The organism is Pseudomonas sp. LBUM920 (genome assembly GCF_003852315.1).
Lineage (GTDB): Bacteria > Pseudomonadota > Gammaproteobacteria > Pseudomonadales > Pseudomonadaceae > Aquipseudomonas.
Window position 1 is genome coordinate 3,925,347 of the sequence record NZ_CP027762.1, and the last position, 14,965, is coordinate 3,940,311.

The window sequence follows — 14,965 nt, forward strand, 5'->3', positions numbered from 1 at the left end:
TCGAAAACAATGTGGTAGCAGGAGAGTGGCGTGCTTAGAAGAATGGGGATAAAAGGCCGCGTACTGTTGCTGACCTTATTACCGACCAGCCTGATGGCCCTGTTGTTGGGGGGTTATTTCACCTGGATGCAGCTCTCGGAGTTGCAAACCCAATTGCTGCAGCGTGGCGAAATGATTGCCGAGCAGTTGGCGCCGCTGGTAGCCCCTGCCCTGAGTAGCAAGAACACCGACCTGCTGGAACGCATCGCCACCCAGTCACTGGAACAACCCGACGTGCGTGCCGTGTCGTTTCTGGCGCCGGACCGCTCGCCCCTGGCGCACGCCGGCCCGACCATGCTCAACCAGCCGCCCGTCGGTAACAGCTCCCACCTGCTGCAGCGCACCGGCAATGACGCCACGCGCTACCTGCTGCCGGTATTTGGCCGCCACCGCAACCTCGCAGGCGAGCTGATCCCCGATGAAGCCGATCGTTTGCTGGGCTGGGTCGAGGTAGAGCTGTCGCACAATGGCATGTTGTTGCGCGGCTACCGCAGCCTGTTCGCCAGCTTGCTGTTGATCGCCATCGGCCTGATCTGCACCGCCGCGCTTGCGCTGCGGATCAGCCGCACGATCAACTCGCCGATTGGCCAGATCAAGCTGGCCGTGGCCCAACTCAAGGACGGCAACCTGGAAACCCGCTTGCCACCCTTGGGCAGCCAGGAACTGGACCAGTTGGCCTCGGGCATCAATCGCATGGCCGAAACCCTGCAAAATGCCCAGGAAGAGTTGCAGCACAGCATCGATCAGGCCACCGAAGACGTGCGCCAAAACCTGGAAACCATTGAAATCCAGAACATCGAGCTGGACCTGGCGCGCAAAGAGGCCCTGGAGGCCAGCCGTATCAAGTCGGAGTTCCTGGCCAACATGAGCCATGAAATCCGCACCCCGCTCAATGGCATTCTCGGTTTCACTCACTTGTTGCAAAAAAGCGAACTGTCACCGCGCCAACTGGACTACCTGGGCACCATCGAAAAGTCCGCCGACAACCTGCTGGGCATCATCAACGAAATTCTCGACTTCTCGAAAATCGAGGCCGGCAAGCTGGTACTCGACAGCGTGCCTTTCAACCTGCGCGACTTGCTGCAAGACACCCTGACCATCCTCGCGCCCGCCGCCCATGCCAAGCAGTTGGAACTGGTGAGCCTGGTGTACCGCGACACCCCGTTGGCGCTGGTCGGCGACCCGTTGCGACTCAAGCAGATCCTCACCAACCTGATCAGCAATGCGATCAAGTTCACCCGCGAAGGCACTATCGTGGCCCGCGCGATGGTCGAGGACGAACAGGAGGACAGCGTACAGCTGCGCATCAGTGTGCAAGACACCGGCATCGGCTTGTCCAACCAGGACGTGCGCGCACTGTTTCAGGCGTTCAGCCAGGCCGACAATTCCCTGTCACGGCAACCGGGCGGTACCGGCTTGGGCCTGGTGATCTCGAAACGACTGATCGAGCAGATGGGCGGTGAGATCGGTGTCGACAGCACGCCGGGAGAAGGCTCTGAATTCTGGATCAGCCTCAACCTGCCGAAAACCCGCGATGACGTCGACGACCTGCCCTCTGCGCCACTGCTGGGGCGTCGCGTGGCGGTGCTGGAAAACCACGAGCTGGCGCGTCAGGCCCTGCAACACCAACTGGAAGATTGCGGCCTGGAAGTGACGCCGTTCAACACCCTGGAAAGCCTCACCAACGGCATCACCAGCGCGCATCAGACCGAGCAGGCCATCGACCTTGCCGTACTCGGCGTCACGGCCAATGATATTCCGCCCGAACGCCTCAACCAGCATTTGTGGGACCTGGAACACCTGGGCTGCAAAGTGCTGGTGCTGTGCCCGACCACCGAACAGATGCTGTTCAACCAATCAGTGCCCAACCCCAACAGCCAGTTGCAGGCCAAACCCGCCTGCACGCGCAAATTGCGCCGCGCACTGGCCGACCTGATCAGCCCGCGCCCCTTGCGCAGCGAACCCGGCGAGCCGCTGTCCAGCCGCGCGCCGCGCGTGCTCTGCGTGGATGACAACCCGGCAAACCTGCTGCTGGTACAAACCCTGCTCGAAGACATGGGCGCCAAGGTGCAGGCGGTAGAAAGCGGTTATGCCGCCATTGACGCGGTGAAACAGGAAACATTCGACCTGGTGCTGATGGACGTACAAATGCCCGGCATGGACGGCCGCCAAAGCACAGAGGCTATCCGCCAATGGGAAAGCGAGCGCCACGGTACGCCGTTGCCGGTGGTAGCCCTCACCGCCCATGCCATGGCCAACGAAAAACGCGCGCTGCTGCAAAGCGGCATGGACGACTACCTGACCAAACCCATCAGCGAACGCCAACTGGCCCAAGTGGTGCTGAAGTGGACCGGCCTGGCCCTGCGCAACCAAGGCCCGGAACGCACCAACGACAGTTCGGGCACAGGCGTGAAACTGTTGGTACTGGACCATGAGGAAGGCCTGCGTCTGGCGGCCAACAAATCCGATCTGGCCGCCGACATGCTCGCCATGCTGCTGGCCTCTCTGGAAGCCGACCGCCTGGCGATCACCGTCGCCCGCGAAGCCAAAGACAACAATGCCCTGATCGAGCGCGTCCACCGGCTGCACGGCGCCACCCGTTACTGCGGTGTGCCGCAATTACGCGCCGCCTGCCAACGCGCCGAGACCTTGCTCAAGCAGGACGACGCCAAGGCCATGGCGGCCCTGGATGAACTGGACATGGCGATTGCCCGCCTGGCCAGTGAGGCGCGCGTCAGCGCCTGAGTTTATTTTATAAGCGCGGGCACTTGCGGCGCGGGTTTGCTCCTGTCTTCAAGGGTCTGCGCTTGCAACTCGCAACTTGCAGGGAGCTTTTTAATGCGCGTCATTCTTTTCAGCAGCCAGACCTACGACCGCGACAGTTTTCTTGGCGAGCCACTGCCGGCCGGCCTTGAGCTGCAATTTCAGCCTGCGCGGCTCAATCTCGACACCGTGGCCCTGGCCGAACACCACGAAGTGGTTTGCGCGTTTATCAATGACGACCTCAGCGCCCCGGTGCTGGAGCAGCTGGCCGCAGGCGGCACGCGTCTGATTGCCCTGCGCTCGGCCGGTTACAACCATGTCGACCTGCCCGCCGCCCAGCGCCTGGGCCTGACCATCGTGCGGGTGCCGGCCTACTCGCCCCACGCGGTGGCCGAGCATGCCGTGGCGCTGATTCTCGCCCTTAACCGCCGCCTGCATCGCGCCTACAACCGCACCCGCGATGGCGATTTCAGCTTGCACGGGCTGACCGGTTTCGACCTGGTGGGCAAGACCGTCGGCGTGGTCGGCACCGGGCAGATCGGCGCCACGTTCGCCAAGATAATGGCCGGCTTCGGCTGCCAGTTGCTGGCCTACGACCCTTTCCCCAACCCGCAGGTGCAGGCCCTCGGCGCACGTTACGTAAGCCTGCCCGAGCTGCTGGCGCACGCGCAGATCATTAGCCTGCATTGCCCGCTGACCGCCGACAGCAAACACCTGATCAACGCCCGCTCCCTGGCGCAGATGCAGCGCGGCGCAATGCTGATCAACACCGGCCGTGGTGGCCTGGTGGACACGCCGGCGCTGATCGAAGCCCTCAAGGACGGCCAACTCGGCTACCTCGGGCTGGATGTGTATGAAGAAGAGGCCCAGCTTTTTTTCGAAGACCGCTCCGACCTGCCGCTGCAAGACGACGTGCTCGCACGCCTGTTGACGTTCCCCAACGTGATCATCACCGCCCACCAGGCATTTCTCACCCGCGAGGCCCTGGCGGCCATCGCCAGCACCACGTTGGGCAATATTGCCGCGTGGGCCAAAGGCCAGCCGCAGAACCTGGTCGAAGGATGATCGGCGGTCACATACCAGGCTCATGATAGGCCGGCACCCGTGATAGGATGCCGCGCCTATTTGGAGGATCCATGGCCGAACACGATTTCCGCTTCAGCTTGCTGAGCCCGCAACACACCCTGATCGAATGCCGCGCCCTGGTGCCGGGCCGTTATCAAGTCACCGGCAACGGTGGTTCGATCAAACACGGCGACGTGCTGATCGTCACCCTGCGTGGCAGTAAAACCCTGTCGATGCGCCTGACCGTCGAAGGTGATGCACGCTACTCCATCCGCCCGGCAGGCCAATGGGTCGCCATGGCCCAGGGGCCGAAATTCGGCGAGCTGGAAATTCATACCTGGAAGGTCAACTGCGACAGCTGCGACACCGTGCTGGAATTTGAATTCGCGGTAGAAACCAAGCTGACCAAAGAGCCGCTGCAACCTGCCGCCAACGCGCGCATCAAGGCACTGGGCTGGGCCAGCGAAGGCGACAAGCATCGCTGCCCTAAATGCCAGCAGGCCGCGCAATGAAAGGCCCGCTGCTGCTCGCGGCCGTCGGCATAGGCCTGACCGGCTGCGCCGGCGATGCGGTGAAGCTCAAGCAGGATCATAGCTACGTGGTGGAATGGATTGGTGAGCGGCCGCTGATGGATTACGCGCACCTGACCGTCACCCTTGGCGCCGATGGTCGCGCCTACGGCAATGGCGGTTGCAACCACTGGTTTGCGCCGTACACCGTAGAGGGTGACAAGCTGAACTTCGGCAAGATCGGCAGCACGCGCAAACTCTGCGCCGAGGCCTTGATGGAGCAGGAGCACCGCTTCTTCCAGGCCCTGCAAGGCGTCGAGCGTTGGGACATCTCGCCGATCGAGCAGACGCGTTTCTGGCCGGCTGAAGGCAAGCCTATTCGGCTGTGGCTTGAAGAAGGCTGATCGACATCATTGCAAACGGGCTTTGTTGTGGAAGCTGGCCTGCCTGCGACAGCATCGACTCGGTATCACAGACGTACCGGGTCGCCCGCATCGCAGGCTAGCCGCCTCCCGCACAGTTAACCGCGTAGGGCTTTGAGTTTGGCGAGCACCCCTTGCGCCGTCTGCTCGCCCATCAACTGTTCGCGCACCTTGCCCTTGTCATCAATGATGTAGGTCACCGGCAACGCCTCGCTGCGCGGGATATCGAAAATCTCTTCCGGGTTCTGCGCCAGTACGGTGAACTTGATCCCCAGCTTCTCGCTGGCGGCCTTGAGTTCTTCACCCTGCACATTGTCAAAGTTGACCCCGAAAACCCCAACGTTCTGCCCTTTCAGCTGCTCGGCCAAGGCATTGAGTTCCGGGATCTCCGTGCGGCACGGGCCACACCATTCCGCCCAGTAGTTGACCACCACCCAGTGTTTGTCCAAGCGCTCTGACGCGACCTTGTTACCGTATTGGTCAACGCCGTAGTCGTTACCGCAGCCGCTGAGCAGCAGGGTTGTGATGATCGCCAATGCACCGATCAGTCGCCTTGTCATGGGGTAATCCTTCGCAAAAAAATGAACGTTGGCTGCGACCTATCGCCTCTTACGGTTTAAGGACAGGACGCTGCGCAGGTAGAATACCCGCCACCTTACGCAAGATGCGACCCGCACATGACCGATCTGACGCTTTATCACAACCCGCGCTGCTCGAAATCCCGCGGAGCGCTCGAACTGCTGGAAGCTCGCGGCCTCACGCCCACCGTCGTGCGCTACCTCGAAACCCCGCTGAACGCCGCGCAATTAAAGGCGCTGCTGGGCAAGCTGGGCATCAGCGCACGCCAATTGCTGCGCACCGGCGAAGACGAATACAAGGCCCTCAACCTGGCCGACGCCAGCCTCAGCGAAGCGCAACTGATTGCCGCGATTGCCGAACACCCGAAGCTGATGGAACGTCCGATCCTGGAAACCGCCGATAAAGCCGTGATTGGCCGCCCGCCGGAAAACCTGCTGGAGTTGCTGCCGTGACCGCGCCCTATGTGCTGGTGTTGTATTACAGCCGCAATGGCTCGGTGAGCGAAATGGCCCGGCAGATTGCCCGCGGTATCGAGCAAGGCGGGATGGAAGCAAGATTGCGCACCGTGCCGGCGATCTCCACCGAGTGCGAAGCGGTGGCGCCGAGCATTCCCGACGAAGGCGCGCTGTATGCCAGCCTCGATGACCTGAAAAACTGCTCGGGCCTGGCCCTTGGCAGCCCGACCCGCTTTGGCAACATGGCCGCGCCGCTCAAGTATTTCCTCGACGGCACCAGCAACCTGTGGCTGACCGGCGCCCTCGTCGGCAAGCCAGCCGGCGTGTTCACTTCCACCGCCAGCCTGCACGGCGGGCAGGAAACCACGCTGATGTCGATGCTGCTGCCATTGCTGCACCACGGCATGTTGATTACCGGCCTGCCCTACAGCGAACAAGCACTGCTCGACACCCAGGGCGGCGGCACGCCGTACGGCGCCAGCCATCACTCGGGGCCCGACGGCAAGCGCATGCTCGACCAACACGAAATCACCCTGTGCCGCGCCCTCGGCCTGCGCCTGGCCACCACCGCCATGTTGCTGGAGAACGGCCGTGCCCAGAAAGCCTAAGGTCCTGCCGCCCCAGGCCTGGCTGGAACCCCGGGTCAACGTCGCACGCGCGCTCAGCCTGCTGGCGTTTTTTGGGCTAGTGGGTTTGCTGTGCGGGTATTACCTGTTCGTCGCCGACCTGCACGGCGCGCGCCCGTGGGTGATCCTGCTGATCGAACTGGTGCCGCTGCTGGTGCTGGCGCCGGGCATGCTGCTCGGCAGCGCACGCGGGCATTCGTGGATGTGCTTTGTGGTGAATTTGTATTTCATCAAGGGCGCGCTGGCGGCCTATGATCCGAACCGGCAGTGGTTCGGGGTGCTGGAAATGCTCGCGAGCCTGGCGGTGTTTTGTACCGCACTGTTTTACGTGCGGTGGCGGCATCAGTTGAATCGGCGGCTGGCGGCAGATTTGCAGCCGGCCTGAAGACCGCTGTCGCAGGCAAGCCAGCCCCCACATTTGATCGGCGGCGCGGTCAAAATGTGGGAGCTGGCTTGCCTGCGATAGCCTCACCTCGGTCTCAATGATTCACTGTGTAAGCCAGCATCATCGACAACTGACACATCGGCCGCCCGCTCTCGGCGTGCCATTGGTTGAATGCGCCCTGCACCGTCGCCAGATCGCGCAGGCTGGTCGGTACTTTGTCGACGATCTTTTGCGCATTCAACGCCGCCACCACGTCATAGCTCGGTACAAACGTGTCCTTGCCCACCATGCGCAAAAAACGCGGCGCCGACAGCCCGCCCAACTGGTGGCCGTGCTTGCTCAGGTACTTCCACAAGCCGACGATATCGGTCACCGGCCAGTCCGCGACAAAGGCGCCGAAGCTGCCCTTTTCCTGCTCAATGTCCAAAATCATCTGCGCATTGCGCGGCACGCTCTTGAGCTTGCCCAGGTGACGAATGATGCGCGTGTCCTGCATCAGGCGCTCCAGGTGTTCGGCGCCCATCAGCACGACCTTTTCCGGGTCAAAGCCGAAAAACACCTGCTCGAACGCGGGCCACTTGCCATCCACCACACTGTGCTTGAGCCCGGCGCGAAATACCCGCAGCGCCAGGGTCGACAGGTAGCGGTCGTCACTGATTTTGCGCAACTGTGCCGGGGTCTTGGGAACAGGCAGGTGGGCTTCCAACTCGGCCGCTGAACCAAAACGGTTCAGACAATATTCGTGCAGCCACTTGTAATCGCGCATGCCCTCTCCTGGTAATTGAATTGAAGACGGCGCCCGTGAGCGCCGTCTTTCAGAGCGTTGAAACGTGTTAGAGGTTCACAACATTGACGAAGCGCGACGCGGCGCTCTCATCGATTTTCAGGCTGGTGAAGTCGAACAGGTTGCGGTCGGCCAGCTGCGAGGGGATCACATTCTGCAGGCTGCGGAAGATGCTTTCAGTGCGGCCCGGGGTCTTGCGCTCCCAGTCCACGAGCATTTCCTTGACCACCTGGCGCTGCAGGTTTTCCTGGGAGCCGCACAGGTTGCACGGGATGATCGGAAATTGCTTGAAGTCGGAGTAGGCCTGGATGTCTTTCTCGTTGCAATACGCGAGCGGCCGGATCACCACGTTGCGGCCGTCATCGGCGCGCAGCTTGGGCGGCATGGCCTTGAGGGAGCCATTGAAGAACATATTGAGGAAGAACGTTTCGACGATGTCGTCACGGTGGTGACCGAGGGCCATCTTGGTTGCGCCGATCTCATCGGCAAAGGTGTAGAGCGTGCCACGGCGCAGGCGCGAGCACAGCGAGCAGGTGGTCTTGCCTTCCGGGATCAACTCCTTGACCACCGAATAGGTGTCTTTTTCGACGATGTGGTACTCGATGCCCAGCGCTTTCAGGTAGGCGGGCAATACGTGCTCGGGGAAGCCCGGCTGTTTCTGGTCCATGTTGACAGCGACGATCTCGAACTTGATCGGCGCCACCTTTTGCAGGTGCAACAGCACGTCGAGCATGGTGTAGCTGTCTTTGCCGCCGGAGAGGCAGACCATGACCTTGTCGCCGTCCTCGATCATGTTGAAATCGGCGACCGCTTCACCGGCCAGGCGACGCAGGCGTTTTTGCAGTTTGTTCTGGTTGACCGTAAGAGTGCCCATGGCGCTTGGATCCGCTAGAGGTGTGTGACGAAAAGCCCGGCATTTTACCTTCATGACCGACCGAGTTCCAATGTGGGAGCTGGCTTGCCTGCGATGGCGCTGTGACACCCACGTGTAACTGGCTGACCCATCGCTGGCGCGGCAAGCCGGCTCCCACGGTGGACCCCGTCATTACTGACAGACCTCACCGCGATTAGCGCCACTGTTTACAGCGCAATTTGCTCTAAAGCCCTACAGTTTTTCCGGTCATCACTTCCTATACTGCGACGTAAGGTCGCACAGCTATCCGGGACCTTTGAGGCCTTTGGCCCGTGGGCGCTCCGATGGGGGGCGATGGTAATAACGACAGGAGTGACTGGCATGATCCATCACGTCGTGGGGCTGTTTACCCATCCCGACCAGGAATGGCGGGAAATTCGTGGCGATAAGGAAGAAAGCATCGGCCACATGTACCTCACTCACACCCTGATTCTCGCGGCGATCCCCGCCGTTTCGGCGTTTATCGGCACTACCCGGGTGGGCTGGGTCATCGGCAGCCGCGCGCCGGTGATGCTGACCCAGGAAAGCGCCCTGTGGATGACCCTAATGTCGTACGCGGCCATGCTCGGCGGCGTGGCGGTCATGGGCGCGTTCATTCATTGGATGGCCCGTACCTACGACGCCAGCCCCAGCATGGCGCGGTGCGTAGCATTTGCCACCTACACCGCGACCCCGCTGTTTATCGGTGGGCTGGCGGCGTTGTATCCGCATATGTGGCTGGGCATGGTCGTCGGCACGGCCGCCATCTGTTACACGGTGTACCTGCTGTATGTGGGGCTGCCCACGTTCATGAGCATCGACCCGGACGAGGGGTTCCTGTTTTCCAGCTCGGTGCTGGCGGTGGGCCTGGTGGTACTGGTGGCGATCATGGCGTTCACCGTGATCGTCTGGGGCTTGGGCGTAGGCCCGATCTACACCAACTGAGCGGCTGACCCCGCAGGCAAAGCCACCGCAAGGTGGCTTTGTGCGTCATGCATGACCATTCGGCGCCTGACAGATTCGGAAACACCTGTTTTTGCGGCATACTGGGCGCCTCTGGAGATATGGTCAGCATGCCCGAGCAACTCAATACCCGCGTCGAAGATTGTTTCCTGCAAGCAGAATCCTTTTTTAAACGAAGCTTCAAACGCCCCCAGGTCAGCCTCAAGCTGCGGGGCCAGAAGGCCGGTGTCGCGCATTTGCACGAGAACCTGCTGCGCTTCAACCCACAGCTGTACCGTGAAAACAGCCAACATTTCCTGAAGCAGACCGTGGCCCATGAGGTTGCGCACCTGATCGCCCACCAATTGTTTGGCGAACGCATTCAGCCCCATGGCGAGGAATGGCAATTGATCATGCGCGGGGTATACGAACTGCCGCCGGATCGCTGCCACACCTATGCAATCAAGGGTCGGCAAGTCACGCGTTACATCTATCGCTGCCCATGTGCCGACAGTGATTTCCCGTTTTCAGCCCAGCGCCATGGGTTGGTGAACCAGGGCCGACGGTACTTGTGCAGGCGTTGCCGGCATACCTTGGTGTACACCGGGGAAACCCGGGTGGAGTGAGGGCCCCATCGCAGGCAAGTCAGCGCCCACCTGTTGACCGAGCCGCCGATCAAAGGTGGGAGCTGGCTGGCCCGCGAAAGCGGCCGAGCAGTCACCCAACCACCTTGGCCTGCCGCAATGCTGCTATTCGTTGCGCACTGAGCCCCAGCTCAGCCAACACTTCATCTGAATGCGCCCCCACCGCCGCACCTGTGTGCCGAGGCTCTGGCAACCCCTGTGAAAACTTCAACGGGCAGGCGATTTGCGCCTGAGTCGAGCCATCGCCGCGTGGCACCTGGCTGATCAGCTTCCGCGCCTTCAACTGCGGATGCTCCACCGCTTCACTCAAACTCAATACAGGCTCCACACACGCATCCACCCCGGCAAACAGGTCGCACAACTGCTCAAAGCTGCGCTTTTCAAACTCGACCTGCAGCGCCAGCTTCAGGGCTCTTTGCTGTTCCGGCCTGGGCGACAGGCCTTGCGCTGCCAACTCCGGTCGGCCCAACGCCTCGCACAGTTGCTGCATAAACGCAGGCTCCAGGCTGCCGACCGACATCCAGCGCCCGTCGCGCGTGCGGTAGTAATCATAAAAGCTGCCGCCGTTGAGCACCTGGGTCTCCCAATCCGGCTCGACCCCACAGGCCAGGTAACCCGCGCCGGCCATGGCGTTCAGGCTGAACGAACAGTCCGTCATGCTCACATCCAGGTGTTGGCCAACGCCGCTGTGCTGACGCGCTATCACCGCCGCCAGCAACCCCACCACCGCGTGCAGCGAACCACCGGCCACATCCGCCAATTGCACACCCAGCGGCAGGGGTCCGCTGTCCTGGCGCCCGGTGTGGCTGGCAATGCCGGCCAGCGCCAGGTAATTGATATCGTGTCCGGCACGATCCTTATAGGGCCCAGTCTGACCGTAGCCGGTGATCGACACGTAGATCAACCTGGGGTTGATCGCATTGAGCGCCGCATAGCCCAGTCCCAAACGCTCCATGACGCCGGGGCGAAACTGCTCGAGGACGATGTCGTAGTCCTTGACCAGCTCACGCACGATCTCCAGCGCCTCGGCCTGCTTGAGGTCCAGCGCCAGGCTGCGCTTATTGCGGTTGAGGTAGGCGTGGCTGGCCGACGTGCCGTGATCGTGCGGCGGCAAAACGCGCAACAGATCCACGCGTGTAGGCGATTCGATCCGCAGCACCTCGGCGCCCATGTCCGCGAGCATCAAGGATGCAAACGGGCCAGGTAGCAAGGTGGAAAAATCCAGCACTTTGAGGGACGCCAAGGGACCTGACATGGAGACTCCATTTCGGTTTCGAATGCCCACAGCGTAGGCAGGCTTGATCCTACCGGCAATCGTCAGAACGATCAGCGAGGGTGACCGTTTTGATCACGGCGGGCTTTTTCGCCGCGGCGGCTTTATCATTGGCCCACGTTTGCTTGCAGAGTGTTCCATGAAGTTCGCAATTGCGCTGTTTTCCGCCGCCCACGCGCCCTCCTCGCGCCGCGCCTTGCTGTTTGCCCAAGCGGCGATTGCCGGTGGGCATGAGATTGTGCGGCTGTTTTTTTATCAGGACGGCGTGTACAGCGCCTCCAGCAACATCGTCGCGCCCCAGGATGAGCAAGATATTGCCCGGCAATGGCGCGAGTTTGTCAGCGCGCACCAGCTGGACGGCGTCGTGTGCATTGCCGCCGCTTTGCGCCGTGGCGTGCTCAATGGCGAAGAAGCCACGCGCTACCAACGCAGCGCGGTGAACCTGGATGCGCCGTGGGCGTTGTCGGGCCTTGGGCAATTGCACGATGCCGCCCAGGCCGCCGACCGCCTGATCTGTTTTGGAGGGCCGTGACATGTCCAAATCCTTATTGGTCATCAGCCGCCAGGCGCCGTGGTCCGGGCCAAGCGCGCGCGAAGCCCTGGATATTGTGCTGGCCGGCGGTGCGTTCGACTTGCCGATCGGCCTGCTGTTTATGGACGACGGCGTGTTTCAACTGGCGCCGCAGCAAAACGCCAAAGCCGTGCAGCAAAAGGACCTGAGCGCCAACCTGCAAGCGTTGGGCCTGTTTGGCATTGATGACGTGTTCGCCTGCGGCCACAGCCTGGCCGAACGCGGGCTCACAGCCCCTGCCAGCGCCCAGGCACTGGGCAACGACGCTATTGGCAAATTGATTGACCGTTACGATCAGGTGATTACCCTCTGATGTCGACTTTACATGTGGTGTCTCATTCACCGTTTACCGATAGCCGCCTCGCCAGTTGCCTGCGCGTATGCGGCAATGCGGACGCGATTCTGCTGTGCGGCGACGGCGCCTACGGCCTGCACAACGCGGCGCTGCAAACCAGGGGCGTGAAGGTTTTTGTACTGGCTGAAGACATGCTGGCGCGCAATCTGCCGCTACCGGACTGGGCCGACAGCGTGGACTACCCGGGTTTCGTGCAGCTGTCCATCGACTACGACAAGGTCAACAGCTGGCTATGAACACCTTGACCGTAGGCGGACGCACCCTCGAATTGGACAAGGACGGCTACCTCGTCGACCTCAATGACTGGTCTGCAGAGGTCGCCAACGCGCTGGCCGCCGCCGAGCCCCTGGAATTGACCGCCGCCCATTGGGAAATCCTCGAACTGCTGCGCGGGTTCTATGAAGAGTTCCAGCTGTCCCCGGCCACGCGCCCACTGATCAAGTACACCGCCTTGAAGCTGGGACCGGAAAAGGGCAACAGCCTGCACCTCAACACACTGTTCAACGGCACTCCTGCCAAACTCGCCGCCAAGTTGGCGGGCCTGCCCAGGCCGACGAATTGCTTATGACCGACTTTGCCCCGCTGACCTTTGAAACCCCTGCCGAGCACCCGTTTGCGCAGTTCGTACGCATCCTGGGCAAAGGCAAGCGCGGCGCGCGCAACCTCACCCGTGAGGAAGCCCGTGAAGCCATGGGCATGCTGCTCGACGAAAAGGTCGAGGACACCCAGCTCGGCGCCTTCCTGATGTTGCTGCGCCACAAGGAAGAAAGCCCGGAAGAGCTCGCGGGTTTCACCCAAGCCGTGCGCGAACGCCTGAACGCGCCGGCGCTGAAGGTGGATGTCGACTGGCCAACCTACGCCGGTAAAAAACGCCATCTGCCGTGGTATTTACTGGCGGCCAAGTGCCTGGCGCAAAACGGGGTGCGCATCCTCATGCACGGCGGCGGTGCGCACACCGCCGGCCGGTTGTACACCGAGCAATTGCTGGACGGTTTACAGATCCCGTTGTGCCGCAACTGGCAGCAGGTCGAAACGGCGTTCGAACGCGGCAACCTGGCGTTTATTCCCCTGGGCGACTGGGCACCACAACTGCAACGCATGATTGACCTGCGCAACACCCTGGGCCTGCGCTCGCCGATCCACTCGCTGGCGCGCCTGCTCAACCCGCTGAATGCGCGCTGCGGCCTGCAAAGCATTTTCCATCCCGGTTACCAGGGCGTACACCGCGATGCCAGCGGCCTGCTTGGCGACAATGTGATCGTGGTCAAGGGCGATGGCGGCGAAGTCGAGATCAACCCGGACACAATCAGTCACCTGTATGGCACCACTGGCGGCCAAAGCTGGGATGAAGAATGGCCCGCCCTCTCGGCCCAACGCCACGTCAAACCTGCCAGCCTGGAACCTGAACACTTGAAAGCCGTGTGGCGTGGTGACGCTCAAGACAGTTACCCGCAACTGGCGCTGATCGCGACCATGGCCCTGGCCTTACGCGGCATCGGCCATCCGCGAGAGCAGGCGTTCGCATTGGCCCAGCAATACTGGGATGCGCGGGACACATCGATTTAATCGATCATTGCCCCGCAGTCTTTGCGCTTTTAGTTCGAACTCATCCCTTTAGACTGGCCTCCAACGCTTATTAGCCAAGGAGCCAGTCATGGGTTTGCTGATCGAAGGACACTGGAAAGACCAGTGGTACGAAAGTAGCGCAGACGGCGCTTTCCAGCGCGAGCAGGCACAGCGCCGCAATTGGGTGACCGCCGACGGTGAGCCCGGCCCGAGTGGCGAAGGTGGCTTCAAGGCCGAAGCCGGTCGCTACCACCTGTATGTGTCCCTCGCCTGCCCCTGGGCGCATCGCACCCTGATCCTGCGCAAGCTCAAGGGCCTGGAAAGCTTGATCGAGGTGTCCGTGGTCAGTTGGTTGATGCTGGAAAACGGCTGGACCTTCGACAAGGCCCACGGCTCTACCGGCGACAAGCTCGATGATTTTGCCTACATGCATCAGCGCTATACCGCCGACACCGCCGACTACACTGGCCGCGTGACCGTGCCGGTGTTGTGGGACAAGACGCTCAAGCGCATCGTCAGTAATGAATCGGCGGAGATCATCCGCATGTTCAACAGCGCGTTCAACCACCTGACCGGCAACACGCTGGACTTCTACCCCGAGGGGCTTCGCGAGGCGATTGACGCGCTGAACGAGCGCATCTACCCCGCGGTGAACAACGGCGTGTACCGCGCAGGCTTCGCCACCTCGCAAAAGGCTTATGAAAGCGCGTTTGACGATGTGTTTGCCGAGCTGGACCACCTGGAGCAGCACTTGGATAAGCACCGCTATCTGGCTGGCGAATACCTGACCGAAGCCGACGTGCGGCTGTTCACCACGCTGATTCGCTTTGATGCGGTGTATTACAGCCACTTCAAATGCAACCTGCGGCGGATGGCCGATTATCCGAATTTGTCGAACTGGCTAAGGGAGATGTATCAGTGGCCAGGCGTGGCCGAGACGGTGGATTTTGCGCATATCAAGGGGCATTACTACGCGAGCCACCGGACCATCAATCCGACGGGGATTGTGCCGAAAGGGCCGTTGCACAATTTTGATGCCGGGCATGATCGCGAGCGGCTGAGCGGTAAGGCCGTGTGGAACTGACAACTCCTCTT

Annotated in this window: 19 protein-coding genes; 15 read left to right on the forward strand and 4 right to left on the reverse strand. The window is 61.6% G+C overall.

The genetic code is table 11. The features are described 5' to 3' along the window. Positions 1-30: 30 nt before the first annotated feature. The 4 genes from C4J83_RS18175 to C4J83_RS18190 all read left to right on the forward strand — a co-directional run bounded on the left by C4J83_RS18175 (position 31) and on the right by C4J83_RS18190 (position 4,780). Positions 31-2,784 carry a response regulator gene (locus C4J83_RS18175; protein WP_124417837.1) on the forward strand — a complete coding sequence of 918 codons (2,754 nt, stop codon included), beginning with the start codon at positions 31-33 and terminating at the stop codon, positions 2,782-2,784. A gap of 93 nt (positions 2,785-2,877) precedes the next feature. Then, complete coding sequence (locus C4J83_RS18180; RefSeq protein WP_124417838.1) at positions 2,878-3,867, forward strand: 2-hydroxyacid dehydrogenase; 990 nt, start codon at positions 2,878-2,880, stop codon at positions 3,865-3,867. A gap of 71 nt (positions 3,868-3,938) precedes the next feature. Beyond that, a complete protein-coding gene (locus C4J83_RS18185; protein WP_106579838.1) occupies positions 3,939-4,379 on the forward strand; it encodes a hypothetical protein in 441 nt (146 codons plus the stop codon). Beyond that, positions 4,376-4,780 (forward strand): META domain-containing protein, encoded by a 405-nt coding sequence (locus C4J83_RS18190; protein ID WP_106579839.1) that lies wholly within the window; start codon positions 4,376-4,378, stop codon positions 4,778-4,780. The genes C4J83_RS18185 and C4J83_RS18190 overlap by 4 nt, the downstream gene beginning before the upstream one ends. A 116-nt stretch (positions 4,781-4,896) precedes the next feature. Here the strand turns inward: C4J83_RS18190 and C4J83_RS18195 are convergent, their stop codons facing one another. Next, positions 4,897-5,358, reverse strand: coding sequence for a TlpA disulfide reductase family protein (locus C4J83_RS18195; protein ID WP_106579840.1), 462 nt, complete (start codon positions 5,356-5,358; stop codon positions 4,897-4,899). A gap of 117 nt (positions 5,359-5,475) precedes the next feature. On the opposite strand from C4J83_RS18195, the gene arsC reads away from it, so the two are divergent. Genes arsC through C4J83_RS18210 form a run of 3 tightly spaced genes read left to right on the forward strand, consistent with a single transcriptional unit; the run spans position 5,476 to position 6,843 of the window. Continuing rightward, positions 5,476-5,829 (forward strand): arsenate reductase (glutaredoxin), encoded by a 354-nt coding sequence (gene arsC, locus C4J83_RS18200; protein WP_119736241.1) that lies wholly within the window; start codon positions 5,476-5,478, stop codon positions 5,827-5,829. Further along, positions 5,826-6,440, forward strand: coding sequence for an NAD(P)H:quinone oxidoreductase (gene wrbA, locus C4J83_RS18205; protein ID WP_124417839.1), 615 nt, complete (start codon positions 5,826-5,828; stop codon positions 6,438-6,440). Before arsC ends, wrbA begins: the two co-directional genes overlap by 4 nt. Further along, on the forward strand, positions 6,424-6,843 hold the full coding sequence (locus C4J83_RS18210; protein WP_124417840.1) for a DUF2069 domain-containing protein: 420 nt from the start codon (positions 6,424-6,426) through the stop codon (positions 6,841-6,843). Before wrbA ends, C4J83_RS18210 begins: the two co-directional genes overlap by 17 nt. Positions 6,844-6,937: 94 nt before the next feature. Here C4J83_RS18210 and C4J83_RS18215 read toward each other — a convergent pair whose 3' ends face one another. Both C4J83_RS18215 and ttcA read right to left on the reverse strand, forming a co-directional pair. Next, a complete protein-coding gene (locus C4J83_RS18215) occupies positions 6,938-7,609 on the reverse strand; it encodes a DNA-3-methyladenine glycosylase I (protein ID WP_119736245.1) in 672 nt (223 codons plus the stop codon). A 67-nt stretch (positions 7,610-7,676) separates the two neighbouring features. Further along, on the reverse strand, positions 7,677-8,501 hold the full coding sequence (gene ttcA, locus C4J83_RS18220) for a tRNA 2-thiocytidine(32) synthetase TtcA (protein WP_106579845.1): 825 nt from the start codon (positions 8,499-8,501) through the stop codon (positions 7,677-7,679). Between the two features lie 360 nt (positions 8,502-8,861). On the opposite strand from ttcA, the gene C4J83_RS18225 reads away from it, so the two are divergent. Next, positions 8,862-9,464, forward strand: a complete 603-nt coding sequence (locus C4J83_RS18225) for a Yip1 family protein (protein WP_106579846.1) — start codon at positions 8,862-8,864, stop codon at positions 9,462-9,464. A gap of 128 nt (positions 9,465-9,592) precedes the next feature. After that, a complete protein-coding gene (locus tag C4J83_RS18230; protein WP_124417841.1) occupies positions 9,593-10,087 on the forward strand; it encodes a SprT family zinc-dependent metalloprotease in 495 nt (164 codons plus the stop codon). 91 nt (positions 10,088-10,178) lie between these two features. On the opposite strand, the gene C4J83_RS18235 is transcribed toward C4J83_RS18230, so the two are convergent. Then, positions 10,179-11,360, reverse strand: coding sequence for a CaiB/BaiF CoA transferase family protein (locus C4J83_RS18235; protein WP_124417842.1), 1,182 nt, complete (start codon positions 11,358-11,360; stop codon positions 10,179-10,181). A gap of 157 nt (positions 11,361-11,517) precedes the next feature. Here C4J83_RS18235 and tusD point away from each other — a divergent pair, with 157 nt between their 5' ends. From tusD to C4J83_RS18265, 6 genes are all read left to right on the forward strand, one after another. Next, positions 11,518-11,910, forward strand: a complete 393-nt coding sequence (tusD, locus tag C4J83_RS18240; protein ID WP_106579848.1) for a sulfurtransferase complex subunit TusD — start codon at positions 11,518-11,520, stop codon at positions 11,908-11,910. 1 nt (position 11,911) lies between these two features. Beyond that, positions 11,912-12,262, forward strand: coding sequence for a sulfurtransferase complex subunit TusC (gene tusC / locus C4J83_RS18245; RefSeq protein ID WP_106579849.1), 351 nt, complete (start codon positions 11,912-11,914; stop codon positions 12,260-12,262). After that, a complete protein-coding gene (tusB, locus tag C4J83_RS18250) occupies positions 12,262-12,540 on the forward strand; it encodes a sulfurtransferase complex subunit TusB (protein WP_124417843.1) in 279 nt (92 codons plus the stop codon). The genes tusC and tusB overlap by 1 nt, the downstream gene beginning before the upstream one ends. After that, entirely contained in the window at positions 12,537-12,872 is a 336-nt protein-coding gene (locus tag C4J83_RS18255; protein ID WP_106579851.1) for a TusE/DsrC/DsvC family sulfur relay protein, read from the forward strand. The genes tusB and C4J83_RS18255 overlap by 4 nt, the downstream gene beginning before the upstream one ends. Beyond that, positions 12,869-13,870, forward strand: a complete 1,002-nt coding sequence (locus C4J83_RS18260) for a glycosyl transferase family protein (protein WP_124417844.1) — start codon at positions 12,869-12,871, stop codon at positions 13,868-13,870. The genes C4J83_RS18255 and C4J83_RS18260 overlap by 4 nt, the downstream gene beginning before the upstream one ends. 88 nt (positions 13,871-13,958) lie before the next feature. After that, positions 13,959-14,954: a glutathione S-transferase family protein gene (locus tag C4J83_RS18265; RefSeq protein WP_124417845.1), complete on the forward strand. Its 996-nt coding sequence runs from the start codon at positions 13,959-13,961 to the stop codon at positions 14,952-14,954. The last annotated feature ends 11 nt before the right edge of the window (positions 14,955-14,965 follow it).

Coding starts and splice junctions, on each gene's coding strand:
- C4J83_RS18180 (WP_124417838.1), top strand. CDS start 2,878: ATGCGCGTCATTCTTTTCAGCAGCCAGACCTACGACCGCGACAGTTTT.
- C4J83_RS18185 (WP_106579838.1), top strand. CDS start 3,939: ATGGCCGAACACGATTTCCGCTTCAGCTTGCTGAGCCCGCAACACACC.
- C4J83_RS18190 (WP_106579839.1), top strand. CDS start 4,376: ATGAAAGGCCCGCTGCTGCTCGCGGCCGTCGGCATAGGCCTGACCGGC.
- C4J83_RS18195 (WP_106579840.1), bottom strand. CDS start 5,358: ATGACAAGGCGACTGATCGGTGCATTGGCGATCATCACAACCCTGCTG.
- arsC (WP_119736241.1), top strand. CDS start 5,476: ATGACCGATCTGACGCTTTATCACAACCCGCGCTGCTCGAAATCCCGC.
- C4J83_RS18215 (WP_119736245.1), bottom strand. CDS start 7,609: ATGCGCGATTACAAGTGGCTGCACGAATATTGTCTGAACCGTTTTGGT.
- ttcA (WP_106579845.1), bottom strand. CDS start 8,501: ATGGGCACTCTTACGGTCAACCAGAACAAACTGCAAAAACGCCTGCGT.
- C4J83_RS18225 (WP_106579846.1), top strand. CDS start 8,862: ATGATCCATCACGTCGTGGGGCTGTTTACCCATCCCGACCAGGAATGG.
- C4J83_RS18230 (WP_124417841.1), top strand. CDS start 9,593: ATGCCCGAGCAACTCAATACCCGCGTCGAAGATTGTTTCCTGCAAGCA.
- C4J83_RS18235 (WP_124417842.1), bottom strand. CDS start 11,360: ATGTCAGGTCCCTTGGCGTCCCTCAAAGTGCTGGATTTTTCCACCTTG.
- tusD (WP_106579848.1), top strand. CDS start 11,518: ATGAAGTTCGCAATTGCGCTGTTTTCCGCCGCCCACGCGCCCTCCTCG.
- tusC (WP_106579849.1), top strand. CDS start 11,912: ATGTCCAAATCCTTATTGGTCATCAGCCGCCAGGCGCCGTGGTCCGGG.
- tusB (WP_124417843.1), top strand. CDS start 12,262: ATGTCGACTTTACATGTGGTGTCTCATTCACCGTTTACCGATAGCCGC.
- C4J83_RS18255 (WP_106579851.1), top strand. CDS start 12,537: ATGAACACCTTGACCGTAGGCGGACGCACCCTCGAATTGGACAAGGAC.
- C4J83_RS18260 (WP_124417844.1), top strand. CDS start 12,869: ATGACCGACTTTGCCCCGCTGACCTTTGAAACCCCTGCCGAGCACCCG.
- C4J83_RS18265 (WP_124417845.1), top strand. CDS start 13,959: ATGGGTTTGCTGATCGAAGGACACTGGAAAGACCAGTGGTACGAAAGT.